Origin of the sequence: Frigoribacterium sp. VKM Ac-2530 (genome assembly GCF_015350835.1) — a bacterium.
Classification (GTDB): domain Bacteria; phylum Actinomycetota; class Actinomycetes; order Actinomycetales; family Microbacteriaceae; genus Frigoribacterium.
Window position 1 is genome coordinate 1,598,385 of sequence record NZ_JADKSE010000001.1, and the last position, 18,635, is coordinate 1,617,019.

Here is an 18,635-nt window from a genome sequence, read left to right on the forward strand (position 1 = left end):
GGTGGTGCGGGTTCCGGGGTGTGGCGCGGTGCGGTGAAGGGGGTCGAGCTCAGCCGAGCTCGGCGGCGGTCGGCACGACGACGGCGTAGAGATCGCTGATCGTCGCGAGGGCGGCACGGTGCAGGTCGCGCGCCGCCACCGGCCCGTCGACGCCGGGCAGCGGTCGCGTGGCCGAGGCGTCGGCGACGACGGTCGGCCTGCTGCCGCGGAGGAAAGCCCCCTCGGCGGTGAAGGTGACGCACATGTGCGTCATGAAGCCGGCGACGACGACGTCGGCGTGCCCCGCCGCGTCGACGAGGTCGCCGAGGTCGGTGCCCACGAAGGCGTTCGGCGCGTTCTTGACGACCACCGCCTCCCCGTCGATCGGTGCGACGCGCTCGTGCACCTGGCCGATCGGAGCGCTGATGTCGTACGGCGTGCCCGAGCCGCCGTCGTGGACGACGTGGACGACCGTCGAGCCCGCTGCCCGGGCGCGGGCGAGGAGGTCGGCCGCGGCGTCGAGGGCCGGCTCCCAGCCCTCGAGCTCCATGACGCCCGTCGTGTAGGTGACCTGGTAGTCGACGAGGATCACGGTCGAGTCGGCGAGCACGGCAGGCGCCGTCGGCAGGTCGTTCACGGCGCGGAGGGTGGTGGAGGGTGACATGTCATGTCCTTTCAGGTCGGTAGATCGTATTCTGCACGATCCGGCGCGACCTGCCGCCCCCGGCTCAGCGGTAGAGCGCGTCCTGCCCGTAGAGCGGCTGCGTGAAGCTCGAGACGAACGCGCTGCGGTCGCCGCCGGGCAGGCTGTACGTGAGGAACACGCCGTAGCCCTCGTCGACCGTCCGCTGCGCGAGCGCTGCGGCCGTGCTCGCCGACGTCGCCTGGATGTCGACCGCCGCGGGCGAGAGCTGCTGCTTGCCGAGGCCGGGGATGGCGGGAACGCGCCAGCTGCCGTAGTAGGGGTTCCAGGCGTAGTCGAGCTGGGCGTTCACGGCGGGGTCGGTGGTCGCCAGGCTGTCCGACGCCGGGCCGATGTCGTAGAACGACAGCACGGCGTCGGGCAGCTCGGCACGGAGGGCCGAGATCAACCAGCCTGCGGACTGGCCGTTCGGCTGCGGGGTGCCGCCGACCCCGTAGTCGGAGTACTCGTCGTCGAGGTCGACCCCGTCGAGGCCGTACCGCTCGACGACGTCCGCGACCTGCGCCGCGAAGTCGGCCGCCGCCTCCGGCGACGTGAAGTTCGCGATGCCCGCGCCCTGGTGGTTGCCGAGCACCGACAACGACACGTCGATGCCCTTGGCCTGCAGCGGCCTGATCTGGTTCTCGGCGTCGTCGAGGGTGGCCTGCACCCGCTCGTTCAGCGACAGGACCGCCTCCGTCCCGTCGTAGTCGATGTTCGCCGCGAAGATGATGGCGACGTCGAAGGCGTTCGACCCGTCCTCCAGCGTGTAGCGGCCGACGTTGCTGAGGTCCTCGTCGTTGACCTCGACGTAGGCGATGCTCGTCGGCCCGCCGTCGACCGAGGCCTGGGCCCCGGTCGTGCTCGCACCCTCGGCGGAGGCCGCCGCCGCACCGGTGACGGCCGCGGGGACCGCGACGACGGCGACCGCCACGGCGGCGAGCAGCCGCCGGGCTGCCCTCCCCCGACGGCGCCGGTGGCCCACGGCGTCGTGGTGCTGCGCGTTCTCGTGCTTCTCGTTCTCGTGCATGTCACTCCTCGTCGAGCGGTGCAGCGGTCGCGGATGTCGACCGCTGCCTCGACACTCCACGACTTAAACGCTTTAGTCAACGGGGCCCGAGAGCGCCGTGGTCACCTCAGCCCAGCACCTCGACCTGCAGGAGGCGGAGGTCGCGCACCGCGGTCAGCCTCACTCCGTGCGTCGCCCTGGCGACGGGCGCACCGGTCGCTGCGTCCGCGCCTGTCGCGGCGGCCACGTCGACGGCAGAGCCCGCCCCTGCTCGGAACACCCGCGTCTGCCCCGGCCGGTCGAACACCTCGTCGCGACGGCGGTCGACCTCGGCCTCCGCCGACGGCGCTCCCCCGTCGGCAAGCGCCTCGACGTCCCACGAGAAGCGTCCCGGCTCGGCCACGGTCACCGTGTAGAGGCCGAGGGCCTCGACCGGGGCGACGAACTGGATCTCGACGGCCCGTCCGGCACCGACGCGCACGGCCCGTGCCGCCTCGTCGTCGACGAGTGCGGCGGCGTGCCGGACGCCCGAGACTCGTGCGCCCGCCGTGGCGTCGCGGATCGCCCGCCGGTGCCCGTGCTGCTCCGACGCGGAGAACGGCCTCGACCCGGCTGCCCACCCGCACGGCGTCGCCGACAGCTCGAACTCGACCGTGGCACCGGCCACGAGACGTGCGTGGTCGATCGAGACGTCGTGCCACTCGACGCCGTCGACCAGCACCCGCCGGATGTAGCGTCCGCCCTCGTCCGGGTTCGTCACGACCAGCGTGATCGGCAGGCCGCCCCGCGGCCGCAGCACGGTGCGCTCGACCGCGGGGGGCAGCAACAGGTAGCTGCCCGAGGCCGGCACGAGCGGGTAGAGGCCGATGGTGGCGAAGATCCACCACGCGCTCATCTCGCCGTTGTCCTCGTCGCCCGGGTAGCCCTGGCCGAGGTCGGAGCCCACGAACAGTCGGTCGAGCGCGTCCCGGACGACGCGGTGCGCGTCGTCGTGCCGCCCGGCGAACGAGTACATGAAAGGGATGTGGTGGGCCGGCTGGTTCGAGAGGCCGAGCATGCCCCGGCGGACGTCGCGCGCCTCCGTCATCTCGTGGATGGCGAAGCCGTACGAGCCCGACAGCTCGGTCGCTCCCGTCTCGGGCACGGTGAAGAAACGGTCGAGGGCGGCGCCGAGCGCCTCCTCCCCGCCGTGCAGCTCGGCGAGGCCGGCCCCGTCGTGCGGCACGGTGAACGCCGTCCCCCACGCGTTGGTCTCGGTGTAGTCGTGGCCCCACTCGGCCGGGTCGAACCGGTCGGCGGGCACGCGCCACGAGCCGTCGGGGCGACGACCGACGAAGAAGCCCCGAGCACGGTCGAAGACGGTCCGGTACTGGGCCGATCGCCGGGCGAACCACTCCGCCTCGACGCCGGCACGGTCGTGCTCGGGCGTGCCCGGCTCGTGCCGTGCGGCGACGAGGGCGGCCAGCTGCGAGGTCGACCAGTCGTTGATCGCGGCGTCGAGGGTCCACGACATGCCCTCGGGGGTGTCCGTGTCGACCCAGCCGCGGAACAGCCCCGGGTGCAGTCCCTTGCGGCCTACCCGAGGGTCGGTGGGAGGCACGGTCGCGTTGGTGACGGCGCTCGCGTAGGCCTGCTCGAGGTCGAGGCCCGGGACGCCCTTGACGAGCAGGTCGGCGAAGACGGTGTCGCTGGTCGTGCCGGTCATGACGTCCTCGGCGCCGGGCGCGCTCCAGCGCGGGGTCCAGCCGCCGTCGAGGTGGTGCTGCACGAAGCCCTGGGCGAGAGCGCCCGCCGACGACGGCGTGAGCAGGCCGAGCAGGGGCCACGCGGTACGGTAGGTGTCCCAGAAGCCGTTCGTCGACGAGTACGGCCCGACGACGACCTCGGCGGCGGCGACGGCGCCTCCCCCGGCACCGGCCTCGGTGCCGGCTGCGGAGTCGCGGATCGGCGAGGACAGCACGCTGCCGTACGGGCTGCGCGACCGCGCCGGCCCGCCCGCCGGCGACTCACCGTGCCGGGTCGGGAACGAGAACAGCCGTGCGAGCCCGCTGTACAGCGACACCCGCTGGTCGAGCGTCGCGCCGTGCACCTCGACCGTGTCGAGCGCCTCGGACCAGCGCCGCTCGGCCTCGGCCGCCATCGCGTCGAATCCGCCCGCCGCCGCCAGGTTCGCCCTGGCCTCGTCGCGGCCGACCGTCGAGATGCCCAGCAGCACGTCGACCGGACCCGAGGAGGCGTCGACGACGACCCAGCCGCGCAGCCGCCCGCGCCGGGGGGCCAGGTGCTCGTGCAGGTCGTCGTCGGACACGCGCCCGACGCGCAGGTGCACGAAGTGCGGCGGCGTCTCCGACCGGTCGTCGAGGACGAGGTCGACGACCAGCTCGTCGCCCTCGCGGGCCAGCGACACGTCGGCGACCGAGCCGTGGTGATCCAGGACGACCGAGCCCGTCGCGCCCTCGAAGCCGAACCGCATGCCGAGCGCGAACTCGCCGGCCGTGAGCGCCGCGTCAACTCCCCCGTCGAGCCGGACCCGGTAGAGGTGCGGTCGGTCGACCTCGTCCGCGTGGTCGAAGCCGAGGGCCCGTCCCTCGGGCGAGACGTCCGGCCGCACAGAAGGGCTCGGCATGACCTGGAACACTCCGCGGTCGCCCATCCAGGGGCTCGGCAGGTGCGACGTGGAGAAGGCCTGGACCGTCGGCCGGTTGTCGCTCGCCCGGTTGTGCTCGTGCCACGAGTAAGGCCAGTCGGACTTCGTCGCGTCGGTCGTCGGCAGGCCGAGCACGCCGCCGTGCGGCACCGAGACGAGCGGTGCCGTGTTGCCGCGCGAGAACCGGCCGGAGGACTGCGTGCCCCGGGTGGTGCGCACGTGGTCGAGGGGCGTGGTCGGGTCGGCGGGACGCGGTGCGATCCCGACGGCGTCCACGAAGAGGACGAGGTCACGCGTCGCGGACGCCCTGGCCGTCACGACGACCCGCTCGACGACGCGGCCGACGCACGCGCCGAGGTCGACGGTGCGGAGGTTCCACTGGTCGACCCAGAGGCGCTCGGCGGCGGCCTGGTCGTCGGGGCCGAGCCGCCCCCCGTACTGGTCGACCGCCTCCGGCACCTCGCTGAGCCAGGCGCCGTCGTCGAACTGGACGTCGACGGCAGCCGCCGTCGCGTCCCAGAGGCTGTCGAAGGGCGCGTCGGCCCCGACGGGGCAGATCTGCCAGCTCAGCTGGTCGAGCTCGCCGACGGGGTGCCCGGTCGCGACGGGGAGGTCGGCCCGCACGAGCCCGTCACCGGCGACGACGTCGAGGCGCCAGGCCTCGAGCGACGTCGCGCCGATGCCCGCCCTCGCGGCGACCGGCGCCGACGGGCCTCCGTCGCGTCGGAGGAGGCCGAGCTCGACGACGCCGGCCGGCCGGCCGGAGCCCGTCATGCGCGTGCGAGCCCGAAGCGCAGGGTCCGCACCTCGAAGCCGCCGAGGGCCAGCTCGACGGCCCCTCCCGCCCCGAGCTCGACCACCTCGGCAGGGGCACCGTCGCCGGCACCGGGCAGCACCTCCTCGAGCAACGAGACGGTCTGCACGCCGGTGACCTCGGCGTCGACCCGGACGGTCGCCCGGACACGGCGGCCGATCGGCTCCCAGAGCCGGACGACCAGGTCGCCCGACCGGTCGTCGGCGAGCTTGACGCTCGACACGAGGACGCCCTCCGACGCCGACACGAGGGGCTCGACGTCCCGCGCTCCCGTCGTCGTCGTCCGGTCGACGTTCATCCAGAGCCCCTCCGCCGTCGCGCCGGCGAGATCGGTGCCGATCACGAGGCCGAAGCGGTGCGTCTGCGTGCCCTGGTCCGTCGCCGGGTCGGGGAACCTCGGTGCCCGGAGCAGCGACAGGCGGACGGTGGTGCTGACGGCCCCGTCGGCGCTGTCCCGGGTGGTGTCGAAGCCGTAGCTCGAGTCGTTGACGAGGGCGACGCCGAAGCCGGGCTCGTCGACCAGCACGAAGCGGTGCATCGAGGTCTCGAACTTCGCCGCCTCCCACGAGGTGTTTACGTGGGTGGGCCGCCGGACGGCGCCGAACTGCGTCTCGGCGGTCGTGTGCTCGGCGCGGACGTCGAGCGGGAACGCGACCTTGAGGAACTTCTCGGTCTCGTGCCACTCGGTCTGCTGCGCCCACTCGAGGGTGCGACGACCCGGTGCGAGGGTCAGGGTCTGCACGACGGACGACGCCGAGAACGAGCGCCGGACGACGACGCGGGCCGTGCCGGTCTCGTCGACCTGCGCCTCCATGCCGTCGAGCTCGCGCAGGTCGACGACCTTGTTGCGGTAGTAGCGGTCGACGTCCCACGCGTCCCACATGTTGGGGAAGTCCTGGTGCAGCTGCAGCAGGCCGGCGACCTGGCCGGGCGCGACGGCGTCGCGTCCGGTCGTGAGGTCGACCGCCGAGACGACGAGCCCCTGCGCGTCCACCTCGACGCGGACCAGCTCGTTGGTGAGCACGTGGCCGCCGCCCTCGCGGGCCTCGAGCCCGACCGCCGGCACGTCGCGCGGCTCGACCACGCGGGCCGAGAAGGCGGCGACCCCGTCCCGGGCGACCGGCGACGAGTTGACCTCGATCTCGAGGTCGCCCTCGCCGACGAGGGCGGCCTGCGACCGCTCGACGATCGCCCGGGCCGCGGCCTCGACGCGGGCGTACTCCGCCACGGCCTCGCGGTGCACCCAGGCGATCGACGTGCCCGGCAGGATGTCGTGGAACTGGTGCAGCAGCACGGTCTGCCACAACGCGTCGAGCTCGTCGTACGGGTAGTCGGCACCGGTGCGCACCGCGGCGGCGGTCGCCCACAGCTCGGCCTCGACGAGGAGGTGCTCCGTGCGTCGGTTGCCCTGCTTGGTCCGGTGCTGCGAGGTCAGGGTCGCCCGGTGCAGCTCGAGGTACAGCTCGCCGACCCAGACGGGCGGGTCGACCAGCTCGCCCCTCGCCCGCTCGAAGAACACGTCCGGGTGTTCCCAGGCCACCCGCGCGCTGCCCTCGAGGTCGGCCAGGCGGGCGGCCTTGCCCGTCATCTCGCGAGTGGTCCCCCCTCCGCCGTCGCCCCAGCCCACCGGCGCGATCGACCCGCTGGCGAGCCGGTTCTCGCGGAACTGGACCGACGCCTTGGCGACCTCGGCGCCGGACAGCTGCGAGTTGTAGGTGTCCATCGACGGGAAGTGCGAGAACGTGCGCGACCCGTCGATCCCCTCCCACTCGAAGGTGTGGTGGGGGAACTTGTTGACCTGGTTCCACGAGATCTTCTGGGTGAAGAACCACCGGAACCCGGCGCGGTTCATCAGCTGCGGCAGGGCCGGCGAGTACCCGAAGCTGTCGGGCAGCCAGACCCCGGCGGGGCGGATGCCGAACTCGCGCTCGAAGAAGCGCTGGCCCTGCGAGAACTGCCGCACGATCGACTCGCCCGCGGGCATGACCGTGTCGGACTCGACCCACATGCCGCCGAGCGGCAGGAACCTGCCGGCCTCGACGGCGGCGACGACGCGCGCCCACACCTCGGGCCGGTGCTCCTTCACCCAGGCGTACTGCTGGGCGCTCGACATGCCGTAGACGAAGTCGTCGGTCTGGTCGATCAGCTCGGTCACCGACGACGCGGTGCGGGCCACCTTGCGGATCGTCTCGCGCACCGGCCAGAGCCAGGCCGAGTCGATGTGCGCGTGCCCGACCGCCGAGATCCGGTGCGCCGACGCCTCGGCGGGCGAGGCGAGGGCCGGCGCCAGGGCGGCCCGTGCGTCCGGGGCCGTCTCGGCGAGGTGCTGCAGGTCGAGCGCGTCGAGGGCGTCGTCGAGGGCCTGGAGGACGCGCATGCGCCGCGGCCCCTGCGGCAGCTCGGCCTGCAGCTCGAGCAGCACCTCGACGTCGAGCGCCAGCTCGTGCAGCTCGGACTCGAACAGCGCGAGGTCCATGCGACGGCTCGTGTAGAGCGGTCGCGGCGACGACGTCTGCACGTCGCCCTCGTCGGTCGGCAGGAAGGGGTGGTAGTCGAGCAGCACCGGGTTCGACGCGCACTCGACGAACCACTCGACCTCGTCGCCGGCCTCCGCCTCCTCGCTGACGAGCACCCACTGGTTACGCGGGTTGATCGACTTCACCGGCGTGCCGTCGGCGCGGTAGACGAGGCCCTCGCACTGGAACCCGGGCATGTTGACGTCGAAGCCGAGGTCGACGACGGCCTCGACCCGGCGGCCGGCCCACTCGGCCGGGACGGTGCCCCGCAGCCGGAACCAGGTCGTGCCCCAGGCGGCGCCCCACGGGGTGCCGACCTCGTAGGGCTCGTAGTCGAGCGCGAGCCCCTCGGTCGGCGGCACCGGTTCGCCCGGCAGCACGTGCCAGGCGACCTCGAGCGGCACCGACGTCGCGTGCACGGCCGGCACGATGCGCTCGTCGAGCACCCGGCGGGCGCGTCCGGTGGTCAGGGGGATGTCGTCGTGCATGGTGGCCTCTCGCCGGGTGGCCGGCAGGTCGGGGGCGGTCGGTTCTCGGTCGTTCGGTCGGTCAGTTCACGAGGGTCGGTCAGCGCATGAGGGTCGGTCGATCGGTCAAGGCAGTCCAGGCGGTCAGGGCGGTCTGGGCGTCCCGCGCGGTCCCGGCGGTCGGCTCCAGCAGACCACAGCTCACCGCAGCGTGGCGGGGTGCGCGACCGCCAAGGGGACGGATCCGCGCTCAGTCGTCCTGTGGAGGGTCCGCACTCCCCTCGCCTCGAGGAGGCGCTGGTCGCCGAGCCGGGACGCCAGCACCACCTGGGGCCCCCGCCCCGTGCTCTCGGCCAGGCGCAGCCAGGCGGACGAGAACGCCCCGCCGGGGGCGCAGGAGGCCCGGTGCCCGGGCTCGGCGGAGCCGTCGGGGCCGACGTCGTCGAGCACCAGCGCGTCCGGCGCGGGGACGGGCGCCTGCCGACCCCTCAGCTCGGCGGCGACCTCGGCGAACCGGCGCCCGGTCGGCTTGAGCACCCCGTCGGCCGTGAAGAGCCCCAGGTCGTGCTCGAGGTCGGGGAAGTCGCTGAGCGTGCGGGACACGTCGTGCGAGCACCACCAGGTCACGCCCCAGACGCCCGGGGCGTCGGCCGCGTGCCGCAGGGTGGCCTCGACGAAGTCGGGGCCGTCGGCGGCGGGCACGACGTTGGTCGGCGAGCCCACCTCCTGCAGCCAGTTCGGTCGCGACGCGTCTCGGTTCCACGCCGCGGCCAGCTGGACCAGGTACTCGGCGTGCCGCGCCGAGCCGGGGCCGAGCGGGCCTGCGAGCTGTGCCGCCCCGTTGAACACCCACGAGTGCGTCACCGTGAGGTCGCCGTGGTCGGCGGCGTGGGCCGGCTCGAAGGGCTGCCGGTCGTCGTACCAGGCGGCGTCGTACATCGCGTGGGTGACCGACGCGACCCGACCCGAGGAGGCGCCGCCCGCCTCCTGCAGGCCGGTGCGCGCCGCGGTCGTCATCGTCTCGAGCCAGGCCGACGCCTCTCGGGCGTCGATCCGGTGCGGCGCCGGGTGCGGCGGTCCGGCGAACTGGTTCAGCTCGTTGCCGATCGTGACGCCGAGCAGGGAGTCGCGGCCGCCGACCGTGCGGGCGAGGGCGCGGACGTAGTCGGCCGTGGAGGCGACGACGTCCGGGTCGGTGAAGAGGTTGCGCCGGTGCCAGCTCTCGAGCCACGACGGCACGAAGTCGAAGCTCGACAGGTGCCCCTGCACGGCGTCGACGCTGGCGTCGAGCCCGGCGGCGGCGGCCAGGTCGACGACCGTCGCGACGTCGTCGAGCCCGCGCTGCCGGATCAGCGTGCGGTTCGGCTGGACGAGCGGCCACACCGGGAACACCCGGACGTGGTCGACACCGAGCGACGCGATCTGCTCGAGGTCGCGGGCGACGGCGTCGACGTCGAAGTCGAGCCACGAGTGGAACCAGCCCTGGGAGGGCGTGTAGTTGACCCCGAACCGCATCAGCCCTTCACGCCTCCCTCTTCGAGTCCCTTGAAGAAGAAGCGCTGCAGCACCGCGAAGACGATCGCGATCGGGATGAACGCGATCATCGTGCCGGCGGCGATGAGCCGCTGGTCGTTGCTGAAGGTGCCGGCGAGGTACTGCAGGCCGATCGTCAGGGTGAAGTTGTCGGGCGTCGTCAGCACGATCAGCGGCCAGAGGAAGTCGTCCCAGGCGCCGATGAAGGAGAAGATCGCGACCACCGCGATCGTGCCGCGGACGGCGGGCAGCGCGATGAGGCGGAGGCGCTGCCAGGCGTTCGCGCCGTCCATCACCGCCGCCTGGTCGATCTCGTCGGGGATCTGTCGGAACGCGTTGAACATCAGCAGCACGTTGAGGGCGGCGATCATGCCCGGCAGCGCGACGCCCACGAGGGTGTCGGCGAGGCCGAGGTCGCGGATCGTGAGGAACTGCGACACGATCGTCACCTCCCCGGGCAGCACCAGGGTCGCCAGGAACAGCCCGAGCACGATGCCCCGCCCCTTGAACCGCAGCCGCGCGATCGCGAAGCCGGCGAGCGTCGCGAAGACGACGTTGCCGCCGACGTCGATCGCCGCCACGACCAGCGAGTTGCCGATGTAGCTGAAGACGGGGATCGCGTCGGCGACCTTGAGGTAGTTCTCGATGGTCGGCTGCGACGGGACGAAGCTCGGCGACCGCGTGTAGATGTCCTCGCCGCTGCCCTTGAGCGAGGTGGAGAACTGCCACAGGAACGGGCCGATGCAGATGACCAGCACGAAGAGCAGCAGGGCGTAGCGGAGCATACGCTCGCCGACCCCCATCGAGTCGATGCCGCGTCGTCGCCGACGGCCTCGTGGCTGCCGGGGCGGGACGCCGTCGGGGCTCGGGGCGGCAGCGCCCCGGGCGCCGTCGAGCACGGGCTCGGGCGTGGTCGTCGTCGTGCTCATCGGTCTGCCTTGCTGTTGATGCGGGCGAGGGCGATCATCGGCACGAGCGTGACGACGAAGAGCAGCAGGCTGAGCGCGGAGGCGTAGCCCAGGTTGCCGGTGAAGCCGCGGGCGTACTGCTGGATGAGCATGACCAGCGACTGCACCTGGCCGCCGGGCCCCCCGGTGCCGTTCGTGAGGATGAACAGCTCGGAGAACACCCGGAGCGCCGAGACGCAGACGAGGATGGCGATCAGGGTCATCGCGCCCCGCACGCCGGGCACGGTGACGCTGAAGAAGCGCCGGATCGCCCCGGCCCCGTCGATCGCCGCGGCCTCGTGTAGTTCTTTGCCCACGTTCCCGAGGGCGGCCAGGTAGATGATCATGTAGTACCCGAGCCCCTTCCAGACCGTGAGGCTGATGGCGCTGAAGAGCAGCAGCCACCGGTCGGTCAGGAAGGGCAGCGGGCCCTGGATCACCTGCAGGGCCTGCGCCATCTCGTTGATGATTCCGCGGTCGTCGAGGATCCAGGTCCAGATGAGGCCGACGACGACCGCCGACGCGATGACCGGCGTGTAGAAGGCCGTGCGGAAGAACGCGATGCCCGGCATGTTCTTCTCGACGAGGGTCGCGATGAACAACGGCAGCAGCGTCAGCAACGGCAGGCAGACCGCCATGTAGACGACGCTGTTGAGCAGCGCCAGCCAGACCTGCGGGTCGCCCAGCAGGGTCTCGAAGTTCTGCAGCCCGACGAAGTCCGTCACTCCCCCGAGGGGGCTCGCGTTCGTGAACGACAACCTGACGGTGTTGATCGACGGCCAGAGGCTGAAGACCAGCAGCCACAGCAGGGCCGGCCCGACCAGCAGCCAGGGGGTGAACCAGCGGTTCGCTCTCATGACGACCTGCTCCGGCTAGCCGTTGGCCAGGAGCTGGTTCATCTTCTGCTGGGCGGTGTCGAGCGCCTCCTGGGCCGTGACGTCGCCCTTCATCGCCAGCGCGATCTGCTGGTCGAGGAACTGCGTCATCGCCGAGTTGGCCTCGACCGGCGAGAGGTTCTCCGCCGTCTTCAGCGACTCGAAGGCGAGCGCCCTCGCCTTGCCGTCGACCGTGCCGTCGTCCTCGGAGAAGTACGGGTCGGACGCCGACGCGGTCGTCGACGGGAACACGTTGACGATGTGGCCGAAGGCGTTCTGGTTCTCCTCGTTCGTCATGAACGCGGCGAACGCGGTGGCCGTCGCGAGCTCCTTGCTCTTCGCCGAGACGCTCAGCCCCTGCACGTAGAGCGGCGGGGTGTCGAGCGCGGGCGACACGACGACCTGGCCCTCGAGGCTGGGGTTGTTCGTGACGAAGTCGCTCAGCGACGACGCGCCTCCCGTCGTCCAGGCCACCTTGGCCTGGGTGAACAGCGTGGAGTTGCCGAGGTACTCGCTGGTGAGCACCGACGGGGGCAGATAGCCCTGCTGGTACGCCTTCGCGTACCGGTCGATCAGGTCGGCCGAGGCGTCGTCGTCGGCGAACACGAACTCCGAGCCGTCGTCGCTGACGACCTGGGCGCCGGCGAGGCTGAAGTCGCTGAGGCCGGGCTTGCGGCTCATCAGGTAGTCGTCGGGGCAGGCCTCGTGCATCGTGGCGGCCTGGGTGAAGAGCTCGTCGGTGTCGGCGGGCACCGTCGTGGAGTCGAGGCCGCAGGCGTCCATCCGGACGGCGTTCCAGTAGTTGACGTCGGTGTTGAGGTACCAGGGGTAGCCGTAGACCCCGTCGACGCCGTTGTACTCGTAGGCGTCGAGCGCTCCCGGGACGTAGGTGTCGTCGAGGGAGTCGTCCGCCTGCGAGATGTCGTAGAGGAACCCGCGCTTCGCGAGCGGCAGCGCGATGTCGGGCGGCAGGTTGACCACGTCGGGCAGCGTGCCCGAGCTGGCCTGGCTCAGCACCTTCTCGGCGTAGCCGTCGCCCGGCTGGTCGACGAGCTTCACCTCGGTGCCGGGGTTGGCCTCCTCGAACGCCGTGGCGACGCCCTCGAGGTAGTCCGTGTAGGTGGGCGTCAGCGACCAGGTCTGCACCGTGATGGTGCCGTCGACGGGCCCGTCGACGTCGCCGCTCGCGGCGCCGCCGGCACCCCCGGAGCAACCGGAGAGGACGAGCGCGGACGCGGCGGCGACGGCCGCGACGACGAGTGCGGGTCGCCTGCCGGGGGCAGGGAAGCGTCGGGAGGTGGGGGTGGAGATGATCTGCATGACGTCGGACTCCTTCGTTCGCGGTCGTGCGGTGAGGCGCTGAAGCGGTACAGGCGACGGAGCCCGGTCGAGCTCCATCGCGTGCCGGTGTCGTCATCGTGCTGCACTAAAGCGCTATAGTCAAGCCCTCGTCCTGCATGATGAGCCCATGACCGATCCGGAGGACCGCCCGTGACCCAGCCCCGGCGCGCCACCATCGGCGACATCGCCGCCAGGGCCGGCGTCTCGATCGGCGCCGTCTCGTTCGCCCTCAACGACCGCCCGGGCGTCTCGGCCGAGACCCGGAGCCGCATCAAGGCGATCGCGGCCGAGCTGGGCTGGCGGCCGCACACCGCCGCCCGTGCCCTCAGCGGCGCCCGGGCCGACGCGGTCGGCTTCGTCCTCAACCGGCCCGCGCGGGCCCTCGGCACCGAGTCGTTCTTCGGCGACCTGATCTCGGGCATCCAGCTGGGGCTGACGAGCGCAGGAGGCGGCGGCCGCGACGGCTCCGCACCCACCTCGCACGTGGCGCTGAACCTGCTCGTGGCGCGCGACCTCGACGAGGAGGTCGAGGTCTACCGCGAGTGGTGGAGCGGCCACCGGGTCGACGGGGTCCTCGTGATCGACCCCCGGGAGGACGACCCGCGCCTCCGTCTGCTCGAGTCGATCGGCATGCCTTTCGTCGTCATCGGGTCGCACCCCTCGACCACCGGCACGGGCCCGTCCGTCTGGATCGACGACGTCGCCGCGGCCGACACCCTCTTCGGCTACCTGCACGCGCTCGGCCACCGTCGGTTCGCCCACGTCGCCGGCCGCGCCGAGTTCGAGCACACGGCGCTCCGGCAGGCCGCCCTCGTCGGGTTCGCGCGCTCGGCGGGGCTCGAGATGGCCGAGACGATCACCACCGACTACTCGGCCGCGGCGGCCGCCGACGCGACCCGGCGCCTGCTCTCGCTGCCGGTGCGCCCGAGCGTGATCGTCTACGACAACGACGTCCTCGCGGTCTCCGGTCTCGGGGTCGCCGCCGAGATGGGCGTGGACGTCCCCGGCGACCTGTCGGTCGCCTCCTTCGACGACTCGGTGATGGCCCAGCTCGTCCGGCCGGCGCTCACGACCCTGACCCGCGACACGGTCGAGCTCGGCGAGCGCGCCACCCGCCTGCTGCTCGACCAGCTCGCGTCGTCGGAGCGCCTGGCGTCCCGCCCCGGGCCCGCGCTGACGCTGACGGTGCGCGCGTCGACGGCGCCGCCGCGGCGCTGAGCGCGAGGCGCGGCGCGGCGAGGCGCGGCGCTCGCCCGCACGTCGCTCGCGCCGGGCACGCGCGACACCCCCGATCGTGCAGCACACCCTCGGATCCGGGGGTGTGCTGCACGATCAGGGGTGCGGCGCGAGGCGGGGCCCGCCGGGCCGCGCCCGGGAGGGCCGGGCCCGGGAGGGCCGGGCTCAGCGCAGCTCGACCTCGACGCTGACCACGCGGGCGTCGTCGAGCCCGACGAGGTGCACCGGCCCGGTGATGGTGAGCGCCGCCTCCGTCTCGCGCACGGCGCACGAGGCACCGACCCAGAGCTCGACGGCGCCGGGCTCGACCACGCGCCGCATCCGGCGGTCGCTGAACGCGAGGCGCTGCGTCGGCACGCGGAACGTCACCCGCGCCTCCTGCCCCGGCTCGAGCTCGACCCGGGCGTAGCCCAGCAGCTGCGCGACCGGACGGGTCACGGAGGCGACGACGTCGTGCGCGTAGAGCTGCACCACGTCGGCACCGGCCCGGCCGCCCGTGTTCCGCACCGTCACGGTCGCGGTGAACGCGCCTCCTGCGGGCACGCCGCCCGGTCGGCCCGACGCGCCGTCGCGGTCCGCGCCACCCGCACCAGCCGCACCGTCGACCGCCTCGACGACGAGCCCCGACCGCTCGAAGGTCGTGTACGAGAGGCCGTGGCCGAACGGCAGCACGGGGGTGCTGTCGGCGCTCGTCACCTCGCTCGGGCCGCCGAGCGGCGGGTGCAGGTACGAGAACGGCTGCGCGCCGGCCGACCGCGGCAGCGAGACGGGCAGCCGGCCCGACGGCACGACGCTGCCCGAGAGCACGCCGGCGATCGCGGGGCCGCCCTCCTCCCCCGGGAAGAACGCCTGGACGACCGCCGCCGGGGCGCTCGACCCCGAGACGGCCCAGCCGATCGCGTAGGGACGGCCCGAGAGCACGACCAGCACGACCGGGGTGCCGGAGGCGACGACCGCCTCCACGAGGTCGCGCTGCGGCCCCGGCAGCTCGAGGCTCTCGACGTCGTTGCCCTCGCCGACGGTGCCGCGGCCGAAGAGCCCGGCGCGGTCGCCGACCACGACGACGGCGACGTCGGAGGCGGCTGCCTCGCGGACGGCCTCGTCGATGCCCGAGCGGGCGTCTGCGTCGAGAGCGCCCTCGACCTCGCAGCCGGGCACGACGACGAGCTCGCAGGCGGGCAGCTCCTCGCGGAGCGCCTCCGCCACGGTCGGCACCGCGATGCCCGTGGGCACCCCCGGGTGGTGCGCCAGCACGTGGTTGACGAACGAGTAGCAGCCCATCAGCGCCTCGGCGCTGTCGGCGTTCGGGCCGATCAGCGCGACACGCGCCGGGCCGGCGGACGCAGCGGCGCCGGTGCCAGGGGCCCCGGCGCCTCCGCCCAGCGGCAGGACCCCGTCGTTCGTGAGGAGCACGACCGACTCGTCGGCCAGGCGGCGCGCGACCGCGCGGTGCGCCGGACTGTCGAGGTCGATCTCGGTCGGCGGACCCGCGGCCTCCGCGGCGTCGAGGGCGGCCTCGTCGAGCAGGCCGAGCTCCTCCTTCTCCGTGAGGACGCGGGCGACCGCGAGGTCGACCAGCGTCTCGTCGACCAGCCCGGCCCGCACGCGCTCGGCGAGCGGCGCGAGGTAGGCGTCGCCCGTGGGCAGCTCGACGTCGATGCCCGCCTCGAGGGCGAGCGCGGCGGCCTCTCCCCGGTCGGCGGCGACGGCGTGCATGACCTCGAGGAACGCCACCGCGAAGTAGTCGGACACGACGACGCCGTCGAAGCCCCACTCGCCGCGCAGCAGGTCGGTCAGGTACTCGGGCGTCGACCCGACGGGCACCCCGTCGACCTCGGCGTACGAGTTCATCACCGACCGCACCCCGCCGTCGCGCACGGCCATCTCGAACGGCGGCAGCAGCACGTCGGCGAGGTAGCGCGGGCCGACGTTCGCGGGGGCGTGGTTGCGGCCTGCGTCCGAGAGCGAGTAGCCGACGAAGTGCTTGAGCGTGGCGTGCACCCCGGCCGACTGGAGGCCGCGCACGTACGCGGTGCCGATGGTGCCCACGACGTACGGGTCCTCGGCGATGCACTCGTCGACGCGCCCCCACCGCGGGTCGCGGACCACGTCGAGCACCGGCGCGAGGCCCTGGTGCACGCCGAGCTCGCGCATGGAGCCCCCGATCAGCGCCGCCATCCGCTCGACGAGGTCGGGATCGAAGGAGGCGCCCCACGCGAGGGGCGTCGGGAACGTCGCGGCCTGCCAGGCGGCCAGGCCCGTCAGGCACTCCTCGTGCACGATCGCCGGGACGCCGAGGCGCGTCTCGGTGCGGAGCCGGCGCTGCTCCTCCCACAGCCAGGAGGCGCGCTGCACCGGGTCGACCGGCCGCGTCCCGTAGACCCGGGTCAGGTGCCCCAGCCCGTGCTCGGTCGCCGCCCCGTAGTCGTCGCTGGGGGTCATCGCGCCCTGCATCGGCGCCACGGCGCCGCCGCCCTGGTCGACCCACCACCCGACGAGCTGGGCCAGCTTCTCGTCGAGCGACATGTCGTCGAGGAGGCGGCGGACGCGGTCGCTGAGGACGAGACCGGTCGCGCTCGTCGCGGCCCGCGCCTCCTCGGCTCGGCCCTCGTCGCCGTGCCGGCCGGTGGTGTGCTGCATCTCGATGGTCATCCCTTCACCGCCCCCGTCAGGCCGCCGACGATGCGGCGCTCGAACAGGCTGAAGAAGATCAGCGCGGGCAGCATCGACAGCGCCGTGAAGGCGAGCACCCGTGCCGTGTCGACCGAGTACTGCGACGAGAACGCCTGCACGCCGAGCGGCAGGGTGAACGTCGACGGGTCGTTGAGGATGAACAGCGGCAGCAGGTACGAGTTCCACGCGCCGATGAACGCGAGGATGCCGACCGTGATCACCCCCGGCAGCGACAGGCGCACGACCATCCGGAAGAAGAAGCCGAGTCGGCTGCAGCCGTCGATGAACGCGGCCTCCTCGATCTCGTCGGGGATCGCCCGCAGGAACGGCACGAGGATGATGATCGTCGTCGGCAGCGCGAAGGCGATCTGCGGCAGGATCACCCCGGCCAGCGAGTTCGTCAGCCCCAGGTCGCGGATCACGAGGTAGAGCGGCGTGATGGCGACGGTCATCGGGAACATCAGCCCGGCGGCGAAGAGCGCGTAGAGCACCCCGCGCCCGGCGAACCGGTAGCGCGCCAGCACGTAGCTCGCGGCGAGGCCCAGGGCGACCGTGCCGATCGTGGTGGCCCCGGCCGAGATCAGCGAGTTGCCGACCTGCCGCCAGAAGGTGCCGCCGGTCAGCACGTCGAGGTAGTTGCCGACCTGCCAGGGGCTCGGGAACCCGGAGGGGTCGGTCGTGATCTGCGCGTTGGTGCGGAAGCCGCCGATCACGATGAACGCCACGGGGGCGAGCATCGCCACGATGACGACCGCCGCGACCACGTACGCGACGCCGCGTCCGGGGTCGGCGATGCCGCGCCTCCTGCGGGTCGGCCGGCCGGCCGGGGACCGGGGCGTGCGCGTCGGTGCGCCCGCGCCTCCGCCGTCCGGGCCCGCCGCGCCGCGGGGGCGGGCGGGCAGGGTGCTCGCGGTCATGACTCGTCTCCTGACGTGGTGAGGGCGCCGGCCGTGTCGCGCCGCAGCACGAAGCGCTGGTAGACGAGGGCGACGACGAGCGAGATGAGGAACAGCACGACGGCGACGGCGTTGCCGTAGCCGTAGCTGCCCGAGGTGCGGCCGTTGGCGACCATGTACGTCGCCATGGTCGAGGTGCCAGCGGTGGCCGCGATGTACTGGCCCCAGATGATGTAGACGAGGTCGAACAGCTGCAGCGAGCCGATGATCGACAGGAACGCCCAGATGCGCAGCGTCGGGCCGAGCAGCGGCAGCGTGATGCGGCGCTGGATCTGCCACCAGCTCGCGCCGTCGATCGCCGCCGCCTCGCTGAGCTCCTCGGGCACGCCCTGCAGGCCGGCGAGGAACAGGATCACGGCGAAGCCGACGTACTTCCAGGTGATGATGACGAGCAGCGTCCAGATGGCGATGCTCGGGTCGGCGAGCCAGTCCTGCGTGAAGGCGCCGAGGCCGACCTTCGTCAGCACGTCGTTGACGGCGCCGCTGCCCTGGAGCATGAGGCTCCAGCCGGTGCCGACGACGACCTCGCTGATCACGTAGGGCACGAAGATCAGCACCCGGATCAGCGATTGCCCGCGCAGCTTGCGGTTGAGCAGCAGGGCCAGGCCGATCGCGACCGGTCCCTGCAGCACCAGCGAGAGCACCACGATCGTGGCGTTGTGGCGCAGGGCGTCGAGGAACGTCGTGTCCTGGAAGATCGTCAGGTAGTTGCGGAACCCGACGAAGTCGGTCGGCGGGCCGAAGCCCTGCCAGCTGAAGAAGCCGTAGTAGGCGGCCATCACGATCGGGAAGACCACGAAGGCCAGGAAGACCACGAGGGCCGGGCCGACCAGCAGCGCGATCTCGAGGCCGCGGGCGCCACGCCCCTGCCGGGACACGGCCCGGGAGGCCGCCGGGGGCGAGGCGACTGCCTCGCCCCCGGCGGTGGCGTGAGCCCCGGCTGGTGCGGCGGGCCGCACG

12 protein-coding genes are annotated in these 18,635 nt (G+C 73.0%); 1 reads left to right on the forward strand and 11 read right to left on the reverse strand.

Annotated features, from left to right (window positions below):
• Positions 1-49: 49 nt before the first annotated feature.
• From ITJ48_RS07565 to ITJ48_RS07600, 8 genes are all read right to left on the reverse strand, one after another.
• Positions 50-643 carry an isochorismatase family protein gene (locus tag ITJ48_RS07565; RefSeq protein WP_194613022.1) on the reverse strand — a complete coding sequence of 198 codons (594 nt, stop codon included), beginning with the start codon at positions 641-643 and terminating at the stop codon, positions 50-52.
• Between the two features lie 64 nt (positions 644-707).
• Positions 708-1,691 carry an endo-beta-N-acetylglucosaminidase H gene (locus tag ITJ48_RS07570; protein WP_194613023.1) on the reverse strand — a complete coding sequence of 328 codons (984 nt, stop codon included), beginning with the start codon at positions 1,689-1,691 and terminating at the stop codon, positions 708-710.
• Between the two features lie 106 nt (positions 1,692-1,797).
• Positions 1,798-5,091 carry a GH92 family glycosyl hydrolase gene (locus tag ITJ48_RS07575; RefSeq protein ID WP_194613024.1) on the reverse strand — a complete coding sequence of 1,098 codons (3,294 nt, stop codon included), beginning with the start codon at positions 5,089-5,091 and terminating at the stop codon, positions 1,798-1,800.
• Positions 5,088-8,135 (reverse strand): glycoside hydrolase family 38 C-terminal domain-containing protein, encoded by a 3,048-nt coding sequence (locus ITJ48_RS07580; RefSeq protein WP_194613025.1) that lies wholly within the window; start codon positions 8,133-8,135, stop codon positions 5,088-5,090. Before ITJ48_RS07580 ends, ITJ48_RS07575 begins: the two co-directional genes overlap by 4 nt.
• Before the next feature lie 180 nt (positions 8,136-8,315).
• Positions 8,316-9,629, reverse strand: coding sequence for a glycosyl hydrolase (locus tag ITJ48_RS07585; protein WP_194613026.1), 1,314 nt, complete (start codon positions 9,627-9,629; stop codon positions 8,316-8,318).
• On the reverse strand, positions 9,629-10,576 hold the full coding sequence (locus tag ITJ48_RS07590) for a carbohydrate ABC transporter permease (protein WP_228506232.1): 948 nt from the start codon (positions 10,574-10,576) through the stop codon (positions 9,629-9,631). Before ITJ48_RS07590 ends, ITJ48_RS07585 begins: the two co-directional genes overlap by 1 nt.
• On the reverse strand, positions 10,573-11,451 hold the full coding sequence (locus ITJ48_RS07595) for a carbohydrate ABC transporter permease (RefSeq protein WP_146905064.1): 879 nt from the start codon (positions 11,449-11,451) through the stop codon (positions 10,573-10,575). Before ITJ48_RS07595 ends, ITJ48_RS07590 begins: the two co-directional genes overlap by 4 nt.
• Before the next feature lie 15 nt (positions 11,452-11,466).
• Entirely contained in the window at positions 11,467-12,789 is a 1,323-nt protein-coding gene (locus ITJ48_RS07600; RefSeq protein WP_194613027.1) for an extracellular solute-binding protein, read from the reverse strand.
• Between the two features lie 171 nt (positions 12,790-12,960).
• Between ITJ48_RS07600 and ITJ48_RS07605 the strand changes: the two genes are divergently transcribed.
• Positions 12,961-14,028, forward strand: a complete 1,068-nt coding sequence (locus ITJ48_RS07605) for a LacI family DNA-binding transcriptional regulator (RefSeq protein ID WP_194613028.1) — start codon at positions 12,961-12,963, stop codon at positions 14,026-14,028.
• 183 nt (positions 14,029-14,211) lie between these two features.
• On the opposite strand, the gene ITJ48_RS07610 is transcribed toward ITJ48_RS07605, so the two are convergent.
• From ITJ48_RS07610 to ITJ48_RS07620, 3 genes are all read right to left on the reverse strand, one after another.
• Positions 14,212-16,572, reverse strand: coding sequence for a glycoside hydrolase family 3 N-terminal domain-containing protein (locus tag ITJ48_RS07610; RefSeq protein ID WP_228506737.1), 2,361 nt, complete (start codon positions 16,570-16,572; stop codon positions 14,212-14,214).
• Positions 16,573-16,694: 122 nt separating this feature from the next.
• The gene (locus ITJ48_RS07615) at positions 16,695-17,636 is read right to left on the reverse strand and encodes a carbohydrate ABC transporter permease (protein WP_194613029.1); all 942 of its coding nucleotides are present in this window, start codon (positions 17,634-17,636) and stop codon (positions 16,695-16,697) included.
• A complete protein-coding gene (locus ITJ48_RS07620) occupies positions 17,633-18,634 on the reverse strand; it encodes a carbohydrate ABC transporter permease (RefSeq protein WP_370544856.1) in 1,002 nt (333 codons plus the stop codon). The genes ITJ48_RS07615 and ITJ48_RS07620 overlap by 4 nt, the downstream gene beginning before the upstream one ends.
• Position 18,635: the final 1 nt, after the last annotated feature.